This is a genomic window from Pseudocnuella soli (genome assembly GCF_004347775.1).
Classification (GTDB): Bacteria; Bacteroidota; Bacteroidia; order Chitinophagales; family Chitinophagaceae; genus Flavisolibacter; species Flavisolibacter aquaticus.
On record NZ_CP037755.1, the window covers coordinates 4,209,850 to 4,231,233 of the forward strand.

The window sequence follows — 21,384 nt, forward strand, 5'->3', positions numbered from 1 at the left end:
ACTAATTCCGGGACAAACGGCAATAGTGTTTCCGCGCTGGGAGTTTGCTCGGCTGGAAAATCAGTATGGAAAATAACACCGGCGTCTGGTTGGACCCTGACATCTGGTTCTTTAGGCGATGCTTTTGGGTCCACTGATCCTTCATTGTGGAGTGCCGGCAGTACATCAATTGGCTTATCCTTTCAAACAGCTGGCGTTTATACAATAACATTAAATAGTGGTGGGAACAGTCTCTGCGGCTCCGGAACGGTTGTTAAAACCATTTGCGTTACACCAAGACCCGTCGCAAAGTTTGCCGTCGACAAAACCTCCGGTTGCGGTCCGCTTGCCGTTAAAGCAACCAACAGTTCTGATAACCCCACCTGTGGCAACAATAGCTACCGCTGGTCGGTTAGTTATGCTAACAGTGCAGGCTGTACGCCTACCACTTCCAATTTTAATTATGTAAACGGCACATCCGCCAGTTCGGCCAACCCCGAGTTTCAATTCATCAATCCAGGCGTGTACACCGTTAGCCTCGTGGTCATCAGTCCGGGTGGCTGCGAATCGGCACCGGTAACGCAAGCCCTCACCGTAAAAGAAAAACCGCGGGTCAGCCTCAATGTACCTGCAGCCATTTGCCAGAACGGAACCATAACGCCAACGGCCACCGTAAACAATTGCTACAGCAGCACGGCAGCCACCTACGCATGGACCTTTCAAAACGGCACACCGGCTACTTCCAACAGCGCCACACCAGGCAATGTCACCTTCAACATCTCCGGTCCGCAATTGGTAACGCTGGCCGTTACCAACGAATGCGGCACCACCACAGAAACACAAACCGTCAATGTACGCACTGCACCGGATGTAACCGTGCCGCCCAACCAAAACATTTGTGCCGGCACCGCTACGGGGGTGCAAAATTTTACGAGCACCGTTAGTGGCACCACGTTCAACTGGACCAACGACAACACCAGCATTGGCCTTGCGGCCAGCGGCACTGGCAGCATTCCCAGTTTTACAGCCACCAACAATACTACCACGCCCAAAGTGGCCCGCATTACCGTTACGCCGGTAACCGGTTGCGCCGGTCCGTCGGCCACCTTTACCATCACCGTAAACCCAAGGCCCAATGCGCCAACGGTTACATCGCCCCTAACCCATTGCCTCAACGGCGCGGCCAATGCACTGTCGGCCACGGCCACCGCAGGTAACACCCTCACCTGGTACAACAACAGCGCCCTCACCAACGGCGATCCCACATCGCCGATACCGGCCACTACAACAGCCGGAACCACCACCTATTATGTAACCCAATCGGGTGGTGGCTGCGCCAGTGCGCCGGCAACTATTTCGGTAAATGTATTGCCCGCTATTTCGGGCAACACCATTGGCCCTGACCAAAATCTATGTTCGGGCAATGCAGCCACGGCCATTACCGGCGTGGCCAACCTTTCGGGCGGCAATGGCAGCTTTACGTACCAATGGCAATCCTCCGCAGATGGAACTACATGGGTCAACATCAACGGTGCCAACGGTGCAACATACAATCCCGGCACGCCTGCAGCATCTACCAAATACCGCAGGCTGGTAACCAGCGGCGCCTGCACCGAGCAGGCATCCAATGCCGTTACCATCAACGTGCAGGGCGCATTGTCCAACTATGAAATTGGGGCAGCGCAAACTATTTGTGCCGGCGCAACGCCAGTCTTATTGGATGGACAAACACCATCCGGCGATGCCACCGCGTTCCGTTTTCAATGGCAGCAATCGGCAGATGGAAACACATGGACAAACATTGCAGTGGCCACTGCCGAAGACTACCAGCCACCCGCACTGAATGCCACAACATATTACCGCCGCAGGGTGGAAAGCGGCAGTTGCAGTGCGTTTTCGGGTTCGGTAAAAATTACGGTAGTTGAAACGCCGGTACTGGCAGCGATAGCAGATCTTACGTTTTGCGCCAATGCACCGGCAACCGACGTAACATTTACCAGTACGCCCAACACGGGTGTTGGTTATGCATGGACCAACAGCAATGCAGCCATTGGGCTGGCGGCATCCGGCACCGGAAATATTCCGCAGTTTACTGCGGCCAACAACACCAAGCTGCCGCAAACAGCAACCATCACCGTAACGCCAACCAACATAGCCAACAGCACCAGTTGCGCAGGCAGTGCCGCTACATTTAAAATCACTGTGCTACCACGCATCACGCTACAAGCTATACCGGATGAAGTGGTTTGCGCCGGCGCTACCATCACGGCGCTTACGCCGGTGCATGATGCAGAACAAACTGCAGGCGCAGCGGTGCGTTTCAATTGGACGGTTTTCGGCACGGGCATTAGTTTAACCAATGGCAGCGGCAATGCAATCCCCGCATTTACCGCAAGCAATACCGGCAACACCGACCTGGTAGCAACCATCACCGCTGTGCCCGTGTATCAATACAACGGTGCCCAATGCAATGGTGATCCCGTTTCGTATAAAGTAACGGTAAAGCCATCCACACCACCGGCTGCTGCAGGCCCCGATGCCCTTTTATGCGCAGCAACCACTTACAACATGAAAGGCGGCGCCACCGGAAACGCAACCGGAGCCTGGAGGCAAATAAGCGGGCCCGACGTAACCACTGCAACGCCCTCCTCGCCTACCTCCTCCATCAATGGATTGGTGCCGGGCAATACCTATGCATTCGAGTGGACCGTTTCAGGCTTTGCCAGTTGCGCAGCCACAAAAGACACTGTCATGATAGAAGTATTTCCGGCAGTTATCAATGAAATTGATGGGACAGGTAAAACCATTTGCGCCGGGCAAACTCTTTCCGTTACGGGCCAAACACCAATTGGCGGAAATGGCAGTTATACCATCCAATGGCAGTTCAGCACCAATGGCAATAGTTGGAATGATATTGCCGGCCAAACAGGCAAGGACTTGATTTTTACACCCACACAATCGGGCTTTGTAAAAAGAGTGGTACAATCGCAACCCTGCGCCAGCGAAAGCGACCGAGTACAGATCAACGTGCAGGCTGCAGTGGGCAACAATACTATTTCGGCAAATGGAAGCATTTGCCCCGGTGCTACGCCTGCTGCACTGGTGGGCGCTGCACCTACCGGGGCCAATGGAGTTTTTTTATACCAATGGCAACAAAGCAGCGACGGCGCCACCTGGACGGACATTACAGGTGCCACTTCGAAAGATTACCAGCCGGCAAATATCACCGCTACTACACAATACCGCAGGCTGGTCAGCTCCAACCTGTGTAGCGGCCCGCAAAGCAGTACCAGCAATGCAGTAACGATCACGGTAAACCCCGATGCAAGGGCTGTATTTGCAGTAACGAAAGACACCGCCTGCGCACCGTTTAACATCAATACCTCCATCATCCAGCTACAGGCATTTGCCGACCGCAACAGGGATTACGAATGGTATGCGAACGGAAATTTAATCGGCAGGGGAAATGCATTCCCGGGATACACCATCAACGAAAGCCAGGATTCGGTTTTGATCAAACTAAAAGCGGTAAGCCTGTATGGGTGCAAGGCCGACAGCACGGAGCGCTGGTTCTTTACCGTGCGGGAGCCCAAGCCTGCATTTACCATCAGCACCGATGGCGGCTGCGGCCCGCTAGATGTGCAGATCAATAATACCACACCGGACCAGGGCCTGTTTACTTTTTACTGGACCTTTGGCAACGGGCAAAATGCTACCAGCGCACAACCGGGCACCATTGCTTTTCAACCGGCGCCTTCGGCAAATGACACTACCTACACCATTAGTCTGCATGCTATTTCGGCATGCGATACCATTACGGTAACGCGGTCGGTGTTGGTAAAATCAAAACCAAAAGTGTTGTTTACCCCCAACAAAACAGTAGGATGCTCACCCATGCGGGTGGTGTTTAACAATACAACTTTGGGTAAAGTGGATGGCTATGTTTGGGACTTTGGCGACGGCACAATCGTGAACACCACATCGGCCGATACGATCGGGCACACATTCATCACTGGTGTTCAGGATACGTTTTATGTTACGCTGCGGGCGGCAAACGATTGCGGGGCCGACTCGTTGCGCTACGCCATCGTTGTATCGCCCAACAAGCTCTTTCTTGATTTTGCCGTAAACGGAAACGAGCAGTCGGGGTGCCAGCCGCATACGGTTCGGTTTATCAACAACTCAAAAGGTGCTTCTTCATTCCGCTGGGATTTTGGCGACGGCAATGTGCTGAGTACCACCCGCAATATTGATACAATCACACACTTGTACCAACAGGCAGGCACATACGCAGTTAAGCTGTTTGCAACCAACGGTTGCTCCGACACCACCACCACCGAACAAATTGTGGTGTACCCCACGCCTACTGCAGCATTTACAGCAAACGAGTACACCGTTTGTATTGGCGACACGGTAAGGTTAGCCAATACATCAGGCAATGCAACATCGTACCTGTGGACCTTTGGTGACGGCGCCACATCATCGCTGGTGCAACCAACGCATTTATTCAAACAGGAAGGCATTTACACCGTGCGGCTGCAAGCCATCCGCACCAATGCGCCGGGCAGTGTGTGCACCGATACGGTAAGCCGGCAAATAACCGTTGTAAAAAGCAGGCGCGGCTGGTTTGATGCAACTGACACCGTTGCTAACTGCGCACCGTTAACAGTCACATTTACCAACCACAACACACCGGCTGTAACCGCGCAATGGAACTTTGGCGATGGCACCGAAGGCAGCGGTGATGCAGTGACCCACACTTTTGCAAAAGCAGGCACCTACACCGTTACACTCACCTCCGTAGTGCCCGGGGGTTGTACTTATATAACCACCCGGCAGGTGCAGGTGTTGGGCCCTTCGGGCTCGCTGCAATATGCAGGCGGTGTGCTGTGCAACGATGGGCAGGCAAGGCTGCAGGTGCAGGCATCCAACACCGATTCGATCCGGTGGGCCTTTGGCGACGGTACAATCACTACTACTACAAACAACGTAGCGTTTCATACATACCGGCAGGGTGGTGTTTACCTGCCATCGGCAACACTGCTCAACAAGGCCGGCTGCGCCATTGAGTTAAAAGGTTTAGACACCATTAAGGTGGATAAAATAGATGCCGGTTTTACCGTTGCGCAACAACAGGGCTGCAGCTGGACATCGGTTGCATTTACCGACACAACGCGACCCTATTTTGGCAAAGCTGCGGCAGCATGGAACTTTGGCGACGGCACCACCGGAACCGGTTTCAACGCCGTGCACCGCTACAGCGCCAGCGGCAACTATACGGTAACGTTAGTAGTAACGGGCAACAGCGGCTGCGCCGATACGGTGAGCCGCCAGGTTGCGGTAAAAGTGCCTAATATTCCCACCGCTGCTATCCAGGCCGAAAACACCGGTTGTACCAACACGGGCACACAGTTTCGTGCAGCGGTGCAGTCGGCCGATTCTGTTGCATTGCTTGATTGGACACTATCGAACGGAGCCAAAGGCAGCGGCGCCGTGTTTACCTACAATTTTGCACAACCGGGCAACTACACGCTGCGCCTGATCGCGGGCACCGTAAACGGATGTTATGATACGACCGTTCATGCCATTACCATCAATGCATCGCCAACGGTTACCGCCAGCAATGACCAAACCGTTTGCCTCGGCACATCAACGGTGCTTACTGCAGCGGGTGCACCGGCTATTAGCTGGACGCCGTTGGAAGGCTTGAGCTGCACTACCTGTACACAGCCCATTGCATCGCCCAAAACAACCACCAGCTACGTGGTTAAGGGAACCAATGCCATTGGCTGCAGCGCATTTGATACGGTGGTGGTAACGGTGATACAGCCACTCAACATGCAGGTGTCGGCAGACGACAGCATTTGTATCGGGCAATCATCTAACCTGCTGGCAAGGGGTGCCACTACATACAGTTGGTCGCCGGCTGCAGGTTTAAATAACACCACTATTTCCAATCCCACGGCTACACCAACGGTTACCACCAATTACCGCGTGGTGGGTTACGATGGCTTCAACTGTTTTACCGATACCGCATTTGTAACGGTGGCCGTGGGCCAGTATCCAACCATCAACCTCGGTGCGGATTTAACGATGTCTACTGGTACGTTGCATCCGTTGGTTTCAACAGTAACGAATGGACCGATACGCAGATGGGAATGGTCGCCAGGTGCCGACCTGGATTGCGCCACTTGTCCGCAACCCATTGCACATATTAAACGGGATGTAACCTACCTGGTAAAAGCCACCACTGCTTATGGTTGCAGCGCTACGGACACACTGGGCATCAAAGTGTTTTGCGAAAGCGCACAACTGTTTATTCCCAATGCATTTTCGCCGGATGGCGATGGTGTAAATGATATACTGATGGTGCGGGGTAAAGGCATTGCCGCCGTAAAAACATTCCGTGTATTCAACCGCTGGGGCGAAGTGGTATTTGAGCGCAGCGGCTTTGCACCCAACGATCCTGCACATGGCTGGGATGGTAAAGTAAGGGGTGTGATCGGCGGGCCGGAAGTATATGTTTATACCGCCGATGTGATCTGTGAAAACGGCGCCACTTACACGTACAAAGGAAATGTGTCCATACTCAAATAAAGAGTTCAACATGAAACGATTTTTTGCAATTGCTATAAGCCTCTTTTCCTGCTTCGGTTATGCACATGCGCAGGACATCAACTTTTCGCAGTTTTACGAAATGCCGCTGCTGCGCAACCCGGCGCTTGCCGGCACTTATGTGGGCGATGTGCGGGCCACCAGTGCGTTCAGGAGCCAGTGGGGCAGTGTATCGGTGCCGTACAAAACGGTGGCGCTGGGCACGGAAGTAAAATTTGCGCTGACGCAAAACTCGAACGACTACCTGAGCGTGGGCCTGCAAATGACCAACGATGTAGCGGGTGATTCGCGGCTGGGAAAGACGCAGGCCATGCCGTTGCTGGCCTATCACAAATCGCTTTCGGGAAGCAAGGATTCTTATCTGACCCTGGGCTTTATGGGTGGTGCAGTGCAGCAGCGTTTTGATCCTACGGAGTTAAAGTTCGACGACCAGTTTGTGAATGGCGCCTACAGCCCCACCAACCCAACCCGTCAAACCTTTAACAACACCAACGTAACGTATTGGGATGCGGCTGTGGGTCTTTCGTACAGCACGGTGTTGGGCATGGGCACTAAGTTTTATACAGGCGTTGCTTATTTTCATTTTACACAACCCAAGGTTGCATTTGACCAGCAAAGCGATATCCGCCTGAACAAGAAACTGGTGGCCAATGTGGGACTTGCGGCACCCACCAGCGAGGTGGACCAGGTGATTTTTTATGCCGACTTTTTTTACCAGGGCGGCAGCTACCAGGGCCAGGGCGGCGCCATGTACAAACACGACCTGCTGCAATACGGCGACGATGAAACGGTGAGCCTTTCTGCCGGTGCTTTTTATCGCTGGAACGATGCCGTGATCCCGGTGATCAAACTGGATTATTACAAGCTGGCCATTGGCCTCACTTACGATGTGAATGTGAGCAAACTAAAAGTGGCATCGCAACTGCGGGGCGGGTTCGAACTAACGTTGTCGTATAAAAGTTTTTTGAACATCCGCAATAGTTCGGCAGAGAAGGTAAGATGCCCGGTGGGGTTTTAAAATATTTTTTCGGGACAAATAATGTAGCACCTTTCAGCACTGCATTATTTGTCTTGAATAAACAAAAAAGCGCCGAACAAATGTTCAGCGCTTTTTCAAGTGATCCGGCTGGGACTCGAACCCAGGGCCCATACATTAAAAGTGTATTGCTCTACCAACTGAGCTACCAGATCATCCCGTTTTCGTCGTTGGGAGTGCAAAGATAGGGAGGCACCTTTTTCAGGCCAAAATTTTTTGAAATAATTTTTTCATCCCATTCATTGTGAATAGTTTTTAAGTGTCTTGCCGCACCAAAAGAACGGCATTTTTAAAGTAGGTTTGCGCATCTAATTTGTTGTCATGTCCTCTTTTTTTGAAAATAAAGTAGTAGCCGTTACCGGTGGTTCCGATGGCATTGGCAGAGCGCTGGTGGGCCTGCTGCTGTCCAAAGGTGCACGGGTGGCTACCTGTGGCCGCAACCATGATAAGTTGTACCACCTGCAATCCGAATACCCATCATCGCCACTGCACACCGTAGTGGCCGACATCAGTGCGGAAAACGACTGCCGGCATTTTATACAGTCCACCATCAAAATGTTTGGTGGCATCGATGTCCTCATCAACAATGCAGGCATTTCCATGCGGGCACTGCTGGAAGATTCTTCCAACGATGTATTACGCCAGGTAATGGACGTCAACTTTTTTGGCGCTGCATATTGCACCCGCTTTGCGCTTGATTCCATCATCCAACGCAAAGGCACCATTGTAGGCATCTCCTCCATTGCGGGTTACCGTGGCCTGCCCGGCCGCACTGCATACTCGGCATCCAAGTTTGCCCTGCAGGGCTGGCTGGAGGCACTGCGTACCGAAATGATAGATCACGACGTGCATGTAATGTGGGTGTCGCCCGGTTTTGTTACTTCCAACATCCGCAAGGTGGCGCTCAACGCCGAAGGCAAGCCCGAAGCAGAAAGCCTGATGAATGAAGGAAAAATGATGACACCCGAAGCAGCTGCCAAAGCAGTGGTGCGGGCCATTGAGCACAAACGCCGCAGCATTGTGATGTCGTTCACCGGCAAGCAAACGGTTTTTTTAAACCGCTTTTTTCCTGCCCTTGCCGACAAGCTGGTGCACCGGTTTTATTTTAAAGATGGGAAACTGATTAAGTAAATGAGAGATTATTGATTTATGATTATTAATTATTGAAATAACTACACACTAATCATCAATAATCATGAATCAATAATACTGGGCGCATCGGCCTGTTGCACTACTTATAATCTTTTGCAATCCCTGAAACCGCCATGCAGCAACGCTTTGCGGGCCTTATCAACAACACGGGGCGTTTACAACTAAAAAAAACATCTTTGCAGAACAATCTGCACGCAACCAGCACACAGTAACTGCAACAATTTTTTGCACCACCTATGCCCTTAGTTACGCTTACATCCGACATTGGCAGCCAGGATTACCTGGTTGGCGCCGTCAAGGGCAGGTTGCTGCGCATCAACCCCGAGTTCAACATCATCGATATTTCGCACAGCCTTTCGCCGTTCAATTACCCGCAGGCTGCATATGTGTGTCGCAGTGCCATCCGCAATTTTCCGGAGTACACTTTTCATATTGTGCTCATCAACCTGTTCGAGTCGAAACCCGACCAGTTGCTGTTTGCCTTCCACCGCGATCAATATGTGATCTGTGCCGACAATGGCCTGCTCAGCATGATCCTGGAAGACAAACCCGACATCGTGATTGGCGTGCCGCTGGATAAATCGGCCATCAAGAACACCTTATATTGTATTGACGTGGCCGCCAAAGCCATCACCCAACTGGCCAACGGCGAACCGGTGGAACGGATTGGCATACCCGATACCGAGTACCAAGAAAAAAATCCGCTGCGGCCCATGCTCGGCGAAAACTGGATCGAAGGCCAGATCATTTTTATCGACAACTTCGAAAACGTGGTGGTCAACATTACGCAGGAGCAATTTGAACAGCAGCGTAAAGGGCGCCGCTTCAAGATCGTGTTCAAACGCGATGAAGTGATCGAACGCATCAGCGGCTCCTATGCCGATGTGCCGCAGGGCGAAAAGCTGGTGCTCTTCAACAGCGCCGGTTATATGGAAATTGCCATCAACAAAGGTAACGCCGCCGGCCTCTTTGGCCTCCGCGGCTACAACGAAGCCACACAAGCCAGCACCATGCTGCACAACCGCCTGTTTTACCAAACGGTAAAAGTGTTTTTTGAGTAAGGATTATTTTCTCCACTATTTATAAAGCATCAAGGCATTAAATCTTTTTAGGCAACAGGTAATTGCTGAACAATGATCTGCTGCCGTTCACCACAGTACCACCACGGCTTAATCAAGGCGTTATCCCGAAATCAGGCTGTCATTTGATTTCGGGCCTGCTTTTTTGTTACTTTTTTGCAGGAGCAAAAAAGTAAAAGCATGAACAGTAGCTATGTAATTAATAATGCCCTATGACACTATTTATCAAAGCCGCAACGCATTAAATAATCCTAGGCTCATGTAAACAGTTCCCTTCTTCATTAAAAAATCATTTACCCACCTCCTCCACTCCTCTCACCACCTGTTGCGTCGCACACTTGTACCTCCGCATCGCTGTGCAGCATTTTTTAACATCTCCGCAAAAACAAACTTCCGTACAAATGAAGCAACTTCGGCCTAAGTTCCCGCTCAAGGGGGCAGGGGTGCGGCTTTTCCCTATTTTTGCCCCGCCCTGATTGCAGGCGTTTAAAATTATTACCACCAGTATGAACTTTAGAAAAGTGAACAACATAACCGGATGGGTTGTGTTTCTTATTGCCTCGTTGGTGTACATCTTCACTACCGAAGCCCGGGGTTCCTTTTGGGATACCGGCGAATTCATCGCCTCGGCCTACAAACTGCAACTGCCCCACCCTCCCGGCGCGCCGCTGTTTGTACTCATTGGCCGCCTGTTCATTGTGCTGTTTGGCAACGATCCCATGACCGCCGCCAAAGCCGTGAACGTGATGAGTGCACTGGCTTCTTCTTTTACCATCCTGTTCCTGTTCTGGACCATCACCCACTTTGCCCGCAAACTGGTGGTAGGCAACCTTGATGAGCCCGACATGACCAAGACCTGGACCATCATGGCCGCAGGTGCCGTGGGTGCGCTGGCTTATACTTTCTCTGACTCATTTTGGTACTCGGCTGTGGAAGGCGAAGTGTATGCGCTGTCTTCCTTTTTTACCGCACTGGTATTTTGGGCCATGCTTAAATGGGAACGTGCCGACGATCTGGCCGGCCACAGTGCCCTGCTGCGGGCCCGCGCCGACCGCTGGATCATCTTTATCTTCTTTATGATGGGCCTTTCCATTGGTGTGCACTTATTGAACCTGCTCACCATCCCGGCCATTGTAATGATCTATTATTACAAGCGTTACAACTATACCCGCAACGGCGCCATCTGGGCATTCATCATCGGCTGCCTCATCACCGGCGTGGTGCAGGTGGTGGCTATTCAATACTCCATCAAGTGGGCCGGCAAGTTCGACATTTGGGCGGTAAATGGTTTTGGCCTGCCGTTCTTTTCGGGCTTTATTTTCTTCTTTGTGTTGCTGGGCATACTCATTTGGTTGGGCATGCGCTACGCAAACAAAAACGGCTACGGCTTTTTGCGCCTCGGCCTTTGGTGCTTTGTGTTCCTGATGGCGGGCTACTCTACCTACATCACCACCATGCAGCGTTCGGCGGCCAACCCGGCTATCGACATGAACAACGTGGACAACCCCATGAGCCTGGTGTATTACCTGGGCCGCGAACAATACGGCTCGCAGCCGCTGTTTTACGGCCCGCATTTCGAAGCCGATTATGTGGATGAAAACGGCGACGGCTACATCGACTTCGATGAAGGCGAAATGAAATACACCAAGGGCAAGGACAAATACATTGAAATTGGTAAAGACTCCGAACCTAAATATGAAAGCGGCGACAAGCAATTGTTTGTACGCGTTTGGGACCGCAGCAACGACCAGGGCCACAAGGATTTTTATGCCGACTGGCTGAACCTGGGCCGCACACAGGACCCCAACACCGGCCAAACCAAATACGAAGACCCTACCTACGCCGATAACATCAACTGGTTTGTATCGTACCAGATGGGCTTTATGTACTGGCGCTATTTCATGTGGAACTTTGCCGGTAAGCAAAACGACATCCAGGGTTTTGGCAACAAACGCGATGGTAACTGGATCACCGGCATCGGCGCTATTGATAACCCACGCCTGGGCAGCCAGGCCCAAATGCCCGATAGCCTGAAAGCCAACAAGGCCAACAACAAGCTGTACATGATTCCATTTATTCTGGGCGTGCTGGGTTGCATTTATCATTTTCTCCGCGACCGTAAAGACTGGATCGTTTCGTTCCTGCTGTTTTTCTTTACCGGCCTCGCCATTGTGCTGTACCTCAACCAGGCGGGCAACCAGCCCCGCGAACGGGACTATGCTTTTGTAGGTTCGTTCTATGCATTTGCCATATGGATCGGGCTGGCCGTTGTAGCCGTTGTGGATCTTGCCCGTTTTTCGTTTAAAGAAAAATTGGTGCAGCAAACCCTGTTGGGTGGTGCGTCCATCACTTTCCTCATTACGCTTTTAAGTGGCATTTACGGCACCGGCATTTTTCTGCCGTCGGTAATTGCAGCAGTGTTGTTTGTGCTGTTTTCAGCCATTGCCATTGCCATTACACGGGCAGCATCCAAAGGCACCAACCTGCGCCTGGCTACCATCATTGCTTTTGCGCTGTGTATGATTGCCCCGGTGCTGATGGCCCAGCAGGAATGGGACGACCACGACCGCAGCCAGAAAACACTGGCGCCGGATATGGCCCGCAACTACCTGGAGGCACTGTCGCCCAATGCCATCGTATTTACCTTTGGCGATAACGACACCTACCCGCTTTGGTATGCACAGGAAGTGGAAGGCGTTCGCCCCGATATCCGCATCATCAACACCTCGCTGCTGGGCATCGACTGGTACATCAACCAGCTGCGTTATAAGGTAAACGAAAGCGCCCCGATCGACGTGATCTGGACGCCGGAGCAAATTGAAGGACACAAACGCGAATACCTGCGTTACCAGCAGGCAGGCAGCAAGGATAATTTTTACGACCTGTACGATGTAATGAAAAACGTACTGGGCCAAGGCGACAACGTAAACTCGTTCCCAGTAAAACGCTTTATTGTGCCGGTGGATGAAGCTGCGGTGCGCAAATCGGGACTGATCAATGCCAACGACACCACGTTTGCACAAATGGCGTTTGAAATCCCTGAAAACCGCAACGACCTTACCCGCTCCGACCTGATCGTGTTCAACATCATTGCCTCCAATGCACAAAATGGTTGGAACCGTCCCATTTATTTTACCAACCCATACGGTGAGCTGGGCTTTGGCCAATACCTGCGCAAGGAAGGCCTGAGCTACCGCCTGGTGCCGGTGCAAAACAGGTTTCCGCAGCAAAACTGGGTGATCGATAAAGCCCTCCGCGAAGCCCGCATGGGCGGCACCGCCATCCGCGACAACAACATGGACGTGATGTACAAAGCCGTGATGGAACAGTTCCGCACCGGCGGCGCCGACAAGCCCGGTGTATACTTCGACGAGGAAAACCGCCGCCACCTGCTTTCGGTGCGGGCTACCTACGCCGAAGCTGCCGGTAACCTGGCCGATGTTGGCCGCAAGGAAGACGGGCTGAAAGTGCTGCAGCAGTCAGATAAAATGATTGACCCGCAGAACCTGCCGTATGCACAGGCATCGCGGTACAACCAGCACAACCAAACCGGCATGATCATGCTGGAGGCTGCTTACAAAACCGGCAACACCGAGTTGGCCAATAAGCTGAAAGCTGCCATTAGCAAAGACCTGAAGGACCAGAAGGCCTACTACGATTACCTCAAGCAGGAAGGCGACAGCATGTTCCGCTCTATGGAGCAGGAAGCGCTGATCAACGACCTGATGACACAGGTGTTTGAAACGCTGGTGAAAAGCTACGAGCAAAAGCAACCGGTAAATGAATTTCCGGAAGGCACTGCCCCGGCCCCGGCCGACAGCACCAACAGGTAATTTTTCAAACGATAGTTTACAAAAGGCAGGTCTTGAAAGGCCTGCCTTTTTTTGTAGGTATTTAAATTCTATAAGTCGGTTGGTTTTTCAATAGTCAATAACAGAGCAATCATCAATAGGTAGGAGTTGTCATGCCGAACTTGTTTCGGCATCCCCTGCACTCCCCGGAGTTTTCCTAATGTAAAGGAGCTGCCGAAACGAGTTCGGCATGACAACTCTGAAAGTGGAAAGGGTACTCGGTATCCTTAATTCAATTTGACAATGCAACTCTGTTGAAGCAAAATAAAAACGCCCCTGGATGAGGGGCGTTTTTACAAATATATCTGAAACAAATGCTGCCTGAAATTAAGCAACTGCACCTTGCAGTACCTGCGCCATTGTTTTGCCAATGTCGGCTGGCGAGCTTACTACGTTGATGCCGCATTCTTCCATGATCTGCATTTTAGCGGCGGCAGTATCTTCTGCACCGCCAACGATGGCACCAGCGTGGCCCATGCGGCGTCCCGGAGGCGCGGTTTGACCAGCGATAAAACCAACAACGGGTTTTTTGTTGCCGGTTTCTTTGATCCAGCGGGCAGCTTCAGCTTCCATGCCGCCACCAATTTCACCGATCATTACGATGGCGTCGGTTTCGGGGTCGTTCATGAACAGCTCCACTGCTTCTTTAGTGGTAGTGCCAATGATGGGATCGCCACCAATGCCAATGGCAGTGGAAATACCCAAACCTGCTTTGGCCACCTGGTCGGCAGCTTCGTAGGTGAGGGTGCCCGATTTGGAAACAATACCTACGCGGCCTTTTTTAAATACAAAGCCGGGCATGATGCCCACCTTGCACTCATCGGCAGTAATAACGCCGGGGCAGTTGGGCCCGATGAGGCGTGTGTTTTTGCCTTGCAAATAATTTTTCACTTTAACCATGTCCTGCACCGGGATGCCCTCAGTGATGCACACTACCAGCGCAATGCCGGCATCGGCAGCTTCCATGATGGCATCGGCGGCAAATGCCGGCGGCACAAAAATGATGGACACATTAGCACCGGTTTCCTGCACGCAGGCTGCTACCGTGTTGAATACCGGACGGTCGAGGTGCGAAGTGCCGCCTTTGTTGGGCGTAACGCCACCAACAACGTTGGTTCCGTACTCAATCATCTGCGACGCGTGGAATGTACCTTCGGTGCCGGTAAAACCCTGAACCAGGATTTTGGAGTCTTTATTTACAAGAACGCTCATCGTAAAAATTTAAGTGTGGCAAATGTAAGCCGAAAAGAATAACAGGAAAACAAGAATAACGAACAGACGAACAAGGAACAGATGAATGATGAAGTGGGACGACAAATGATAAATTATTAATTATTGGAGTTGTAGCAAATTCATAAATCATAATTCAACATTTACAATTCTCCTTCATCATTCGACATTCCTTGTTCCTTGTTCGATATTCTTTCCTCAACTTCATCTGTTCCTTGTTCGTCTGTTCACCTGTTCGTTATTCTTTCCATCCTGGTTATCTTTGGCGCCAATTTATGGATACCTATCAAAAGCTTCAGGAAGCAGCAGCTTACCTGCAACAGTATGCAGGCAAAAGCCCCAAGGTGGGCGTAGTGTTGGGCAGTGGCCTCGGCAACTTTGTTCAGGAAATAGAAGTGGAAACTGCTATTCCCTACGACCAGATCCCGCATTTCCCGGTGTCTACCGTGGAAGGCCATTCGGGAAAATTGATCTTTGGATCTGTTGCCGGTAAACCCATCATTGCCATGCAGGGACGCTTTCATTTTTACGAAGGCTACAGCACCGAAGATGTAGTGTTGCCCATCAGGGTAATGCGCATGCTGGGTGTGCAAACCCTGCTGCTTTCCAATGCTGCCGGTGGCGTTAATCCTGCTTTTACCGTAGGCGACCTGATGGTGATCACCGACCATATTTCTTTTGCTACCGCCAACCCGCTGATGGGCCCCAACGACAACCGCATTGGGCCACGCTTCCCCGACATGAGCGAACCTTACCGAAAATCGCTGATTCAAAAGGCGCTGCAAATAGGGCAGGAGCAAAATATAAAATTGCACCAAGGCGTTTATTTTGGCGTTACGGGGCCAACTTTTGAAACCCGTGCCGAGTACCGGCTTATCCAGATTTTGGGTGCCGATACCGTGGGCATGAGCACCGTGCAGGAATGCATTGCCGCCGTGCATATGGGTATGGATGTTTTTGCCATGAGCGTGGTTACCGACCTCGGCATCCGCGATGAAGAAAACGTGATTACCCACGAAGAAGTGCTGCAAGCCGCTAAAGCTGCGGAGCCCCATTTTGCCACCATTTTCCGCGAACTGATTCGCTCTATTTAATGCAGGTAAAATTTCTGTTGCGTTTTTCAATCTTATTCCTGGGGCTGTGCGGCGGGCTTGCGGCCTCCGCACAGGCACCGGGCATTTTGCGGCGCCTGCCCCGCGGTGGCATGGGCGGTGGCGGCGGCTCCGATTCGTTGGAGCGGCGCAGCAAATCGGAAGACAGTGTGAACATTACCTACCGCCTGCTCGATTCTACTTTTATCCACCGCTTCGATTCCAGCCTCAACGATTTTTCGCGATGGTTCCCGGTGCCGCCTACACACCGGTATTTGGGCAACACCGGCACAGCCACGCAGTCCCTGTTGTTTGAAGGCCCCAGGCAAATTGGCTTCGATCCCGGCTTTCATAGTTTTGATGCCTATAAATGGCGTGCTGCCGACGCACAGTTTTTTACCACATCGAGGCCCTATACCCAACTGGGTTACCTGGTGGGCGGGCAGCAAGAGCAGCACATCGAAATTTTTCACACGCAAAACATCCGGCCGTACTGGAACTTTTCGCTGCGCTACCGGTTGATCAACTCGCCGGGATTTTTCCGTAACCAACGCGCCAACCACAACAACTACCAGGTAGGCTCGTGGTACGAGTCGCCAAACAAACGGTACAACAATTATTTTGTGCTGGTGGCCAATGCACTGCAAGCCGGCGAAAACGGCGGCATCCTTGGCTCCAGGTTTTTGGACAGCGCTATTTTCAGCGACCGTTTTACCATCCCAACAAGGCTGGGCGGATCGCAACAGTTCACTTCCTCGTTGTTTGGTGGCGGATCGCTGGCCACAGCCAACCGCTACAACGAAGTAACAGCCATCATGCGCCAGCAATACGACCTGGGCCGGAAAGATTCGCTGGTTACCGACACATCGGTGATCCCGCTTTTTTATCCAAGGCTCCGGTTTGAACACACGTTGCAGTACAAAAACGACCGCTTCCGGTTTTACGACCAGGCCGAGGAAGACACCACCTATTACGAAACATTTTATAAACTCGACCCGGCTACCGACTCGGTGGACCTGCAGGATCGCTGGATTGAATTGAGCAACGATTTTTCTATTTACCAGTTTCCGGATGCCAAAAACCTGCAGCAGTTTTTAAAAGCGGGCATCCAGTTCCAGTTTTTGCAAGGCACCACTACCCGCGGCACATTTAACCTGTACAACCTGATTGGGCATGGCGAGTACCGCAACCGTACCCGCAACCGAAAATGGGAAATTGGCGCCAGCGGCCGGCTGCACCTCAATGGTTTTAATGCCGGCGATTATCATGCGTTTGGCTCCCTGCAGCGCAATGTGCCCCGGTTGGGCAATTTGTTAATTGGCGGCGAAAGCATCAACCGGTCACCGTCATTTGCTTACGATACCCGCAGCTCGTTTTACTTCGATGATGCAACCAAATCATTTTCCAAGGAAAATACCACGCATTTCTTTGGATCGCTGGGCATTGAAAAATTGCGGTTGCGCCTCACCGGTGATTATTTCCTGATCTCGAATTACCTGTACCTCAAGAATTTTTACGAGCTGCAACAGGAAGCTGCGCTGTTCAATGTGTTGCGCATTGGCGCTTCCAAACAGTTTCGCCTCAGCCCGCGCTGGAGCCTGTACAGCGATGTATGGGTGCAGCAAAAAACCGGCGATGCTGAATTGAATATACCACTCGTTTTTACCCGCAACCGGCTGGTGTTTGAAGGCACTTTCTTCCGCAGGCTGAACCTGGCCACAGGTCTTGAAATGCGCTACCACACGCCATATGAGGGCGACGATTATTCGCCGGTGTTGGGCCGCTATTTTTACCAGCAGGGTTATACCATCAACAACCGCCCCGATGTGGCTGCATTTTTCAATTTCCGCATCCGCACATTCCGGGCATTTGTTCGTGCCGAAAACCTGAATTCGTTTGAGTGGACTAAAGAGCCTGGCTTTACCGGCAATAACATGGGTGCGCCTGAGTATCCTTACCCCGGGCTTGTTATCCGGTTTGGCATTAATTGGACGTTTTTGAATTAGGGCAAAAGGCGATAGTGGGGCAACGAAGCGTTTGCCTTACTCTAAACACAAGCTCTAAACAGGTAACCAATAGACTTTTGAATATTAGTGTTGTCATGCCGAACTTGTTTCGGCATCTACTTCAATTTGAAGGATTTTTAAAAACAACAGCAACCAGTTTCGGTGGCCACAGCATCCGCTGTAGCAGGAGATACCGAATGGAGTTCGGCATGACAGACTCGGCAAAAGCAAAATTTCCGACATAAGCAACCACCCATTTTGCCTTTTTACTTTTGCCTTTCGACTTCCCAACCAACCTGCTGCTAATCCCATCCCGCTCCTCCTTTGTTCATTCGTGTCTTCGTGGTTCAACCCCGCCCCGCCAAGCTTTGCAAAACATTACCACCGCCAAATCCTGCTGTTGAACAAAGAAGGCGTACTTATTGTAAATTGAGTGGCGAAAACCGAAAGGGCCGGCAACATGCCACAGAACACGACGCGATAACTGCCCGCCCCGATAAAACACTTGTGATGCGTGGATTTCATTTTTCGCGGTTTGACCCCGCAGAAGGCAAAAGCAAATTTGAGCAACTGCTCGACCTATTTATGCAATTGCTTACCTATACCAACGGCGATGTGGGCGAAGCCCTGCAATGGCTGAACCAACTGGACCGCCAGTACGAACTGACGGACGACCAGTACGGTATGGGCGATTTTATTGACGATCTAAAACAAAAAGGATTCATTACCGAAGACAACCAGAAGGGTGAAATAAAGATCACTCCAAAGACCGAACAAGGCATTCGCAAACGCAGCCTGGAAGAGATTTTTGGCAAACTCAAAAAAACAAAAAGCGGCGAACACCAAACGTTCAAACCGGGCCAGGGCGACGAAATCAGCCCGGACACGAGGCCGTTCCAGTTTGGCGACATGCTGGAGCAGATCGACTTTACCGAATCGATCCGCAATGCGCAGATCAACCACGGGCTGGAGCAGTTTTCGATGCAGGAAGACGACCTGCAAATCCGCGAAACCGATTTTAAAGCACAAACTTCCACCGTGCTGATGATCGACATTTCGCACTCCATGATCCTGTACGGCGAAGACCGCATTACGCCGGCTAAAAAAGTGGCCATGGCGCTGAGCGAACTGATCACCACGAAATATCCAAAAGACACGCTGGACATTGTGGTGTTTGGCAACGATGCCTGGCCAGTGGAGATCAAAGACCTACCCTACTTGCAGGTGGGGCCATATCATACCAACACGGTGGCGGGGCTTGAGCTGGCAATGGACATTTTGCGGCGGCGCAAGAACCCGAACAAACAGATCTTCATGATCACCGATGGCAAACCTACCTGTTTGAAAGTAGGCAAACGCTATTATAAAAATTCGTTTGGGCTTGACCGTAAGATCACCTCACGTTGCCTGAACCTGGCGGCGCAATGCAAAAAGCTGAAGATACCCATCACCACTTTTATGATTGCCACCGACCCGTACCTGCAGCGATTTGTACAGGAGTTTACCGAAACAAATAATGGCAAGGCATTCTTTGCATCGCTGGATAAACTGGGCGCATTTATTTTTAAAGACTTTGAAAGCGGTAAACGAAAAACCGTGTATTGAAATAGAACCACGAGGACACAAAGGACCGAAGACACACAAAGATATTTTCTTAGTGCTCCTTCGTTGCTTATGCCTTTGTGGTTCCAATAAAAACAACAGCAAATATTCATGAACCATAAGCACATCAACACACTTGGCGAGCTGAAAGAAGTAGGGTATCAACCCAAAAGCATTAAAGAAGAAATACGGCAAAACCTGCTGCGCCGGCTGCAGGAAGGCGAAGAAACTTTTACCGGCATCATGGGCTACGAAGACACCGTAATTCCCGATGTGGAGCGGGCACTTTTGAGCAAACACAATATTCTTTTTCTGGGGTTGCGCGGACAGGCAAAAACCCGCATGGCGCGGCAAATGACCGGCTTGCTCGATGAACTGGTGCCGGTGGTTTCAGGCTCCGAAATCAACGACGATCCGCTCAATCCTATTTCAAAATTTGCAAAAGATCTGATCCGCGAAAAAGGTGACGATACGCCGATTGAATGGATACACCGCAGCCAGCGCTATGGTGAAAAACTGGCCACGCCGGATGTAAGCGTTGCCGATTTGATTGGCGATGTAGATCCGATCAAAGCGGCCAACCTCCGTCTTAGCTTTGCCGACGAACGGGTGATCCATTATGGCATCATTCCAAAAAGCAACCGCTCCATTTTTGTGATCAACGAGTTGCCCGATTTGCAGGCACGCATACAGGTTGGTTTGTTTAACATACTCGAAGAAGGCGATGTGCAGATCCGTGGTTTTAAACTGCGCTTGCCGCTTGATATCCTGTTTGTATTTACGGCAAATCCCGAAGACTATACGAACCGCGGCTCGATTGTTACGCCGCTTAAAGACCGTATTGAAAGCCAGATCCTGACGCACTATCCAAAATCGTTGGAAACGGCGCTGGCCATTACTGAGCAGGAAGCAGATTTAGCTGTAGAACAGAAAGAAAAAGTTGCCATCAGCGACCTGGTAAAACGCCTGATTGAACAGGTGGCATTTGAGGCCCGCGGCTCTGAGTTTGTAGACAAAAAAAGCGGTGTAAGTGCACGCCTCACCATTGCTGCATTTGAAAATGCAGTGAGTTCCGCAGAGCGCCGCGCTATTTTAAATAAAGAAAAAAACACACAGGTTTGGATTGCCGACCTGATCGGCATTATTCCAGCTATTACGGGCAAAATCGAATTGGTGTATGAAGGCGAACAGGAAGGCCCATTCCAGGTAGCGATGAACTTGTTGGATAAGTCCATCCGCAGCCAGTTTGTGCAGTATTTCCCCAACCCCGAAACGTTAAAAAAACGTGCACCACGCAAAGGCGAAAGCCCGCAAGCGGTGGACAATCCGTATAAAGCCATTACATCCTGGTTTGACAAAGGCAATGCGCTGAATTTATCGTTTGGGTTAAAAGACCGCGATAAAATAAACCAGTTGTACTCGGTGGATGGATTGCATGGATTGGTGAAAAAAACCTTTCCGCATGCAAACGAAACAGAGGCTGCATTGCTGATGGAATTTGTGCTGCATGGCCTTGCTTCCTATTCACTACTGTCGAAAAAGATCTTTGAAACTTCGGTGGAGTTTAAAGACCTGATGGGCAGCATGCTCAACATTCAAACATCGGCATTTGATGACGATGAAGAAGACGAGGATTTTAGATAAGATTTTTTTCTACAAATAAACACCCGGTGCCTTTACAGCGCCGGGTGTTTTGTTTATAACTGATAGCAAATTCATCAAAACATGAGTCGCTCAGTTCGA

At 51.1% G+C, this 21,384-nt stretch carries 10 protein-coding genes and 1 tRNA gene; 9 read left to right on the forward strand and 2 right to left on the reverse strand.

Features of this window, described 5'->3' with window-relative positions:
- The first annotated feature begins 144 nt into the window (after positions 1–144).
- Together EPD17_RS17330 and EPD17_RS17335 are read left to right on the forward strand one after the other, a co-directional pair.
- Positions 145–6,576 carry a PKD domain-containing protein gene (locus EPD17_RS17330; RefSeq protein WP_240040657.1) on the forward strand — a complete coding sequence of 2,144 codons (6,432 nt, stop codon included), beginning with the start codon at positions 145–147 and terminating at the stop codon, positions 6,574–6,576.
- Positions 6,577–6,586: 10 nt separating this feature from the next.
- Entirely contained in the window at positions 6,587–7,612 is a 1,026-nt protein-coding gene (locus EPD17_RS17335) for a PorP/SprF family type IX secretion system membrane protein (RefSeq protein ID WP_165929645.1), read from the forward strand.
- Positions 7,613–7,712: 100 nt separating this feature from the next.
- Here the strand turns inward: EPD17_RS17335 and EPD17_RS17340 are convergent.
- A tRNA-Lys gene (locus EPD17_RS17340) sits at positions 7,713–7,785 on the reverse strand.
- Between the two features lie 166 nt (positions 7,786–7,951).
- Between EPD17_RS17340 and EPD17_RS17345 the strand changes: the two genes are divergently transcribed.
- The 3 genes from EPD17_RS17345 to EPD17_RS17355 all read left to right on the forward strand — a co-directional run bounded on the left by EPD17_RS17345 (position 7,952) and on the right by EPD17_RS17355 (position 13,694).
- Positions 7,952–8,761, forward strand: coding sequence for an SDR family oxidoreductase (locus tag EPD17_RS17345; protein WP_132055802.1), 810 nt, complete (start codon positions 7,952–7,954; stop codon positions 8,759–8,761).
- Between the two features lie 257 nt (positions 8,762–9,018).
- Positions 9,019–9,843 carry an SAM hydrolase/SAM-dependent halogenase family protein gene (locus tag EPD17_RS17350; RefSeq protein WP_114234895.1) on the forward strand — a complete coding sequence of 275 codons (825 nt, stop codon included), beginning with the start codon at positions 9,019–9,021 and terminating at the stop codon, positions 9,841–9,843.
- Positions 9,844–10,367: 524 nt separating this feature from the next.
- Positions 10,368–13,694, forward strand: a complete 3,327-nt coding sequence (locus tag EPD17_RS17355) for a glycosyltransferase family 117 protein (RefSeq protein WP_132055803.1) — start codon at positions 10,368–10,370, stop codon at positions 13,692–13,694.
- Between the two features lie 345 nt (positions 13,695–14,039).
- On the opposite strand, the gene sucD is transcribed toward EPD17_RS17355, so the two are convergent.
- Positions 14,040–14,924 (reverse strand): succinate--CoA ligase subunit alpha, encoded by an 885-nt coding sequence (gene sucD, locus EPD17_RS17360; protein ID WP_114235232.1) that lies wholly within the window; start codon positions 14,922–14,924, stop codon positions 14,040–14,042.
- A gap of 293 nt (positions 14,925–15,217) precedes the next feature.
- Here sucD and EPD17_RS17365 point away from each other — a divergent pair, with 293 nt between their 5' ends.
- From EPD17_RS17365 to EPD17_RS17380, 4 genes are all read left to right on the forward strand, one after another.
- A complete protein-coding gene (locus EPD17_RS17365; protein WP_132055804.1) occupies positions 15,218–16,036 on the forward strand; it encodes a purine-nucleoside phosphorylase in 819 nt (272 codons plus the stop codon).
- Complete coding sequence (locus EPD17_RS17370; protein ID WP_132055805.1) at positions 16,036–18,039, forward strand: putative porin; 2,004 nt, start codon at positions 16,036–16,038, stop codon at positions 18,037–18,039. Before EPD17_RS17365 ends, EPD17_RS17370 begins: the two co-directional genes overlap by 1 nt.
- Positions 18,040–18,549: 510 nt before the next feature.
- A complete protein-coding gene (locus EPD17_RS17375) occupies positions 18,550–19,644 on the forward strand; it encodes a vWA domain-containing protein (RefSeq protein WP_114235045.1) in 1,095 nt (364 codons plus the stop codon).
- Positions 19,645–19,752: 108 nt separating this feature from the next.
- Positions 19,753–21,285: a magnesium chelatase gene (locus tag EPD17_RS17380; RefSeq protein WP_132055806.1), complete on the forward strand. Its 1,533-nt coding sequence runs from the start codon at positions 19,753–19,755 to the stop codon at positions 21,283–21,285.
- The last annotated feature ends 99 nt before the right edge of the window (positions 21,286–21,384 follow it).

Coding starts and splice junctions, on each gene's coding strand:
- EPD17_RS17335 (WP_165929645.1), top strand. CDS start 6,587: ATGAAACGATTTTTTGCAATTGCTATAAGCCTCTTTTCCTGCTTCGGT.
- EPD17_RS17345 (WP_132055802.1), top strand. CDS start 7,952: ATGTCCTCTTTTTTTGAAAATAAAGTAGTAGCCGTTACCGGTGGTTCC.
- EPD17_RS17350 (WP_114234895.1), top strand. CDS start 9,019: ATGCCCTTAGTTACGCTTACATCCGACATTGGCAGCCAGGATTACCTG.
- EPD17_RS17355 (WP_132055803.1), top strand. CDS start 10,368: ATGAACTTTAGAAAAGTGAACAACATAACCGGATGGGTTGTGTTTCTT.
- sucD (WP_114235232.1), bottom strand. CDS start 14,924: ATGAGCGTTCTTGTAAATAAAGACTCCAAAATCCTGGTTCAGGGTTTT.
- EPD17_RS17365 (WP_132055804.1), top strand. CDS start 15,218: ATGGATACCTATCAAAAGCTTCAGGAAGCAGCAGCTTACCTGCAACAG.
- EPD17_RS17370 (WP_132055805.1), top strand. CDS start 16,036: ATGCAGGTAAAATTTCTGTTGCGTTTTTCAATCTTATTCCTGGGGCTG.
- EPD17_RS17375 (WP_114235045.1), top strand. CDS start 18,550: ATGCGTGGATTTCATTTTTCGCGGTTTGACCCCGCAGAAGGCAAAAGC.
- EPD17_RS17380 (WP_132055806.1), top strand. CDS start 19,753: ATGAACCATAAGCACATCAACACACTTGGCGAGCTGAAAGAAGTAGGG.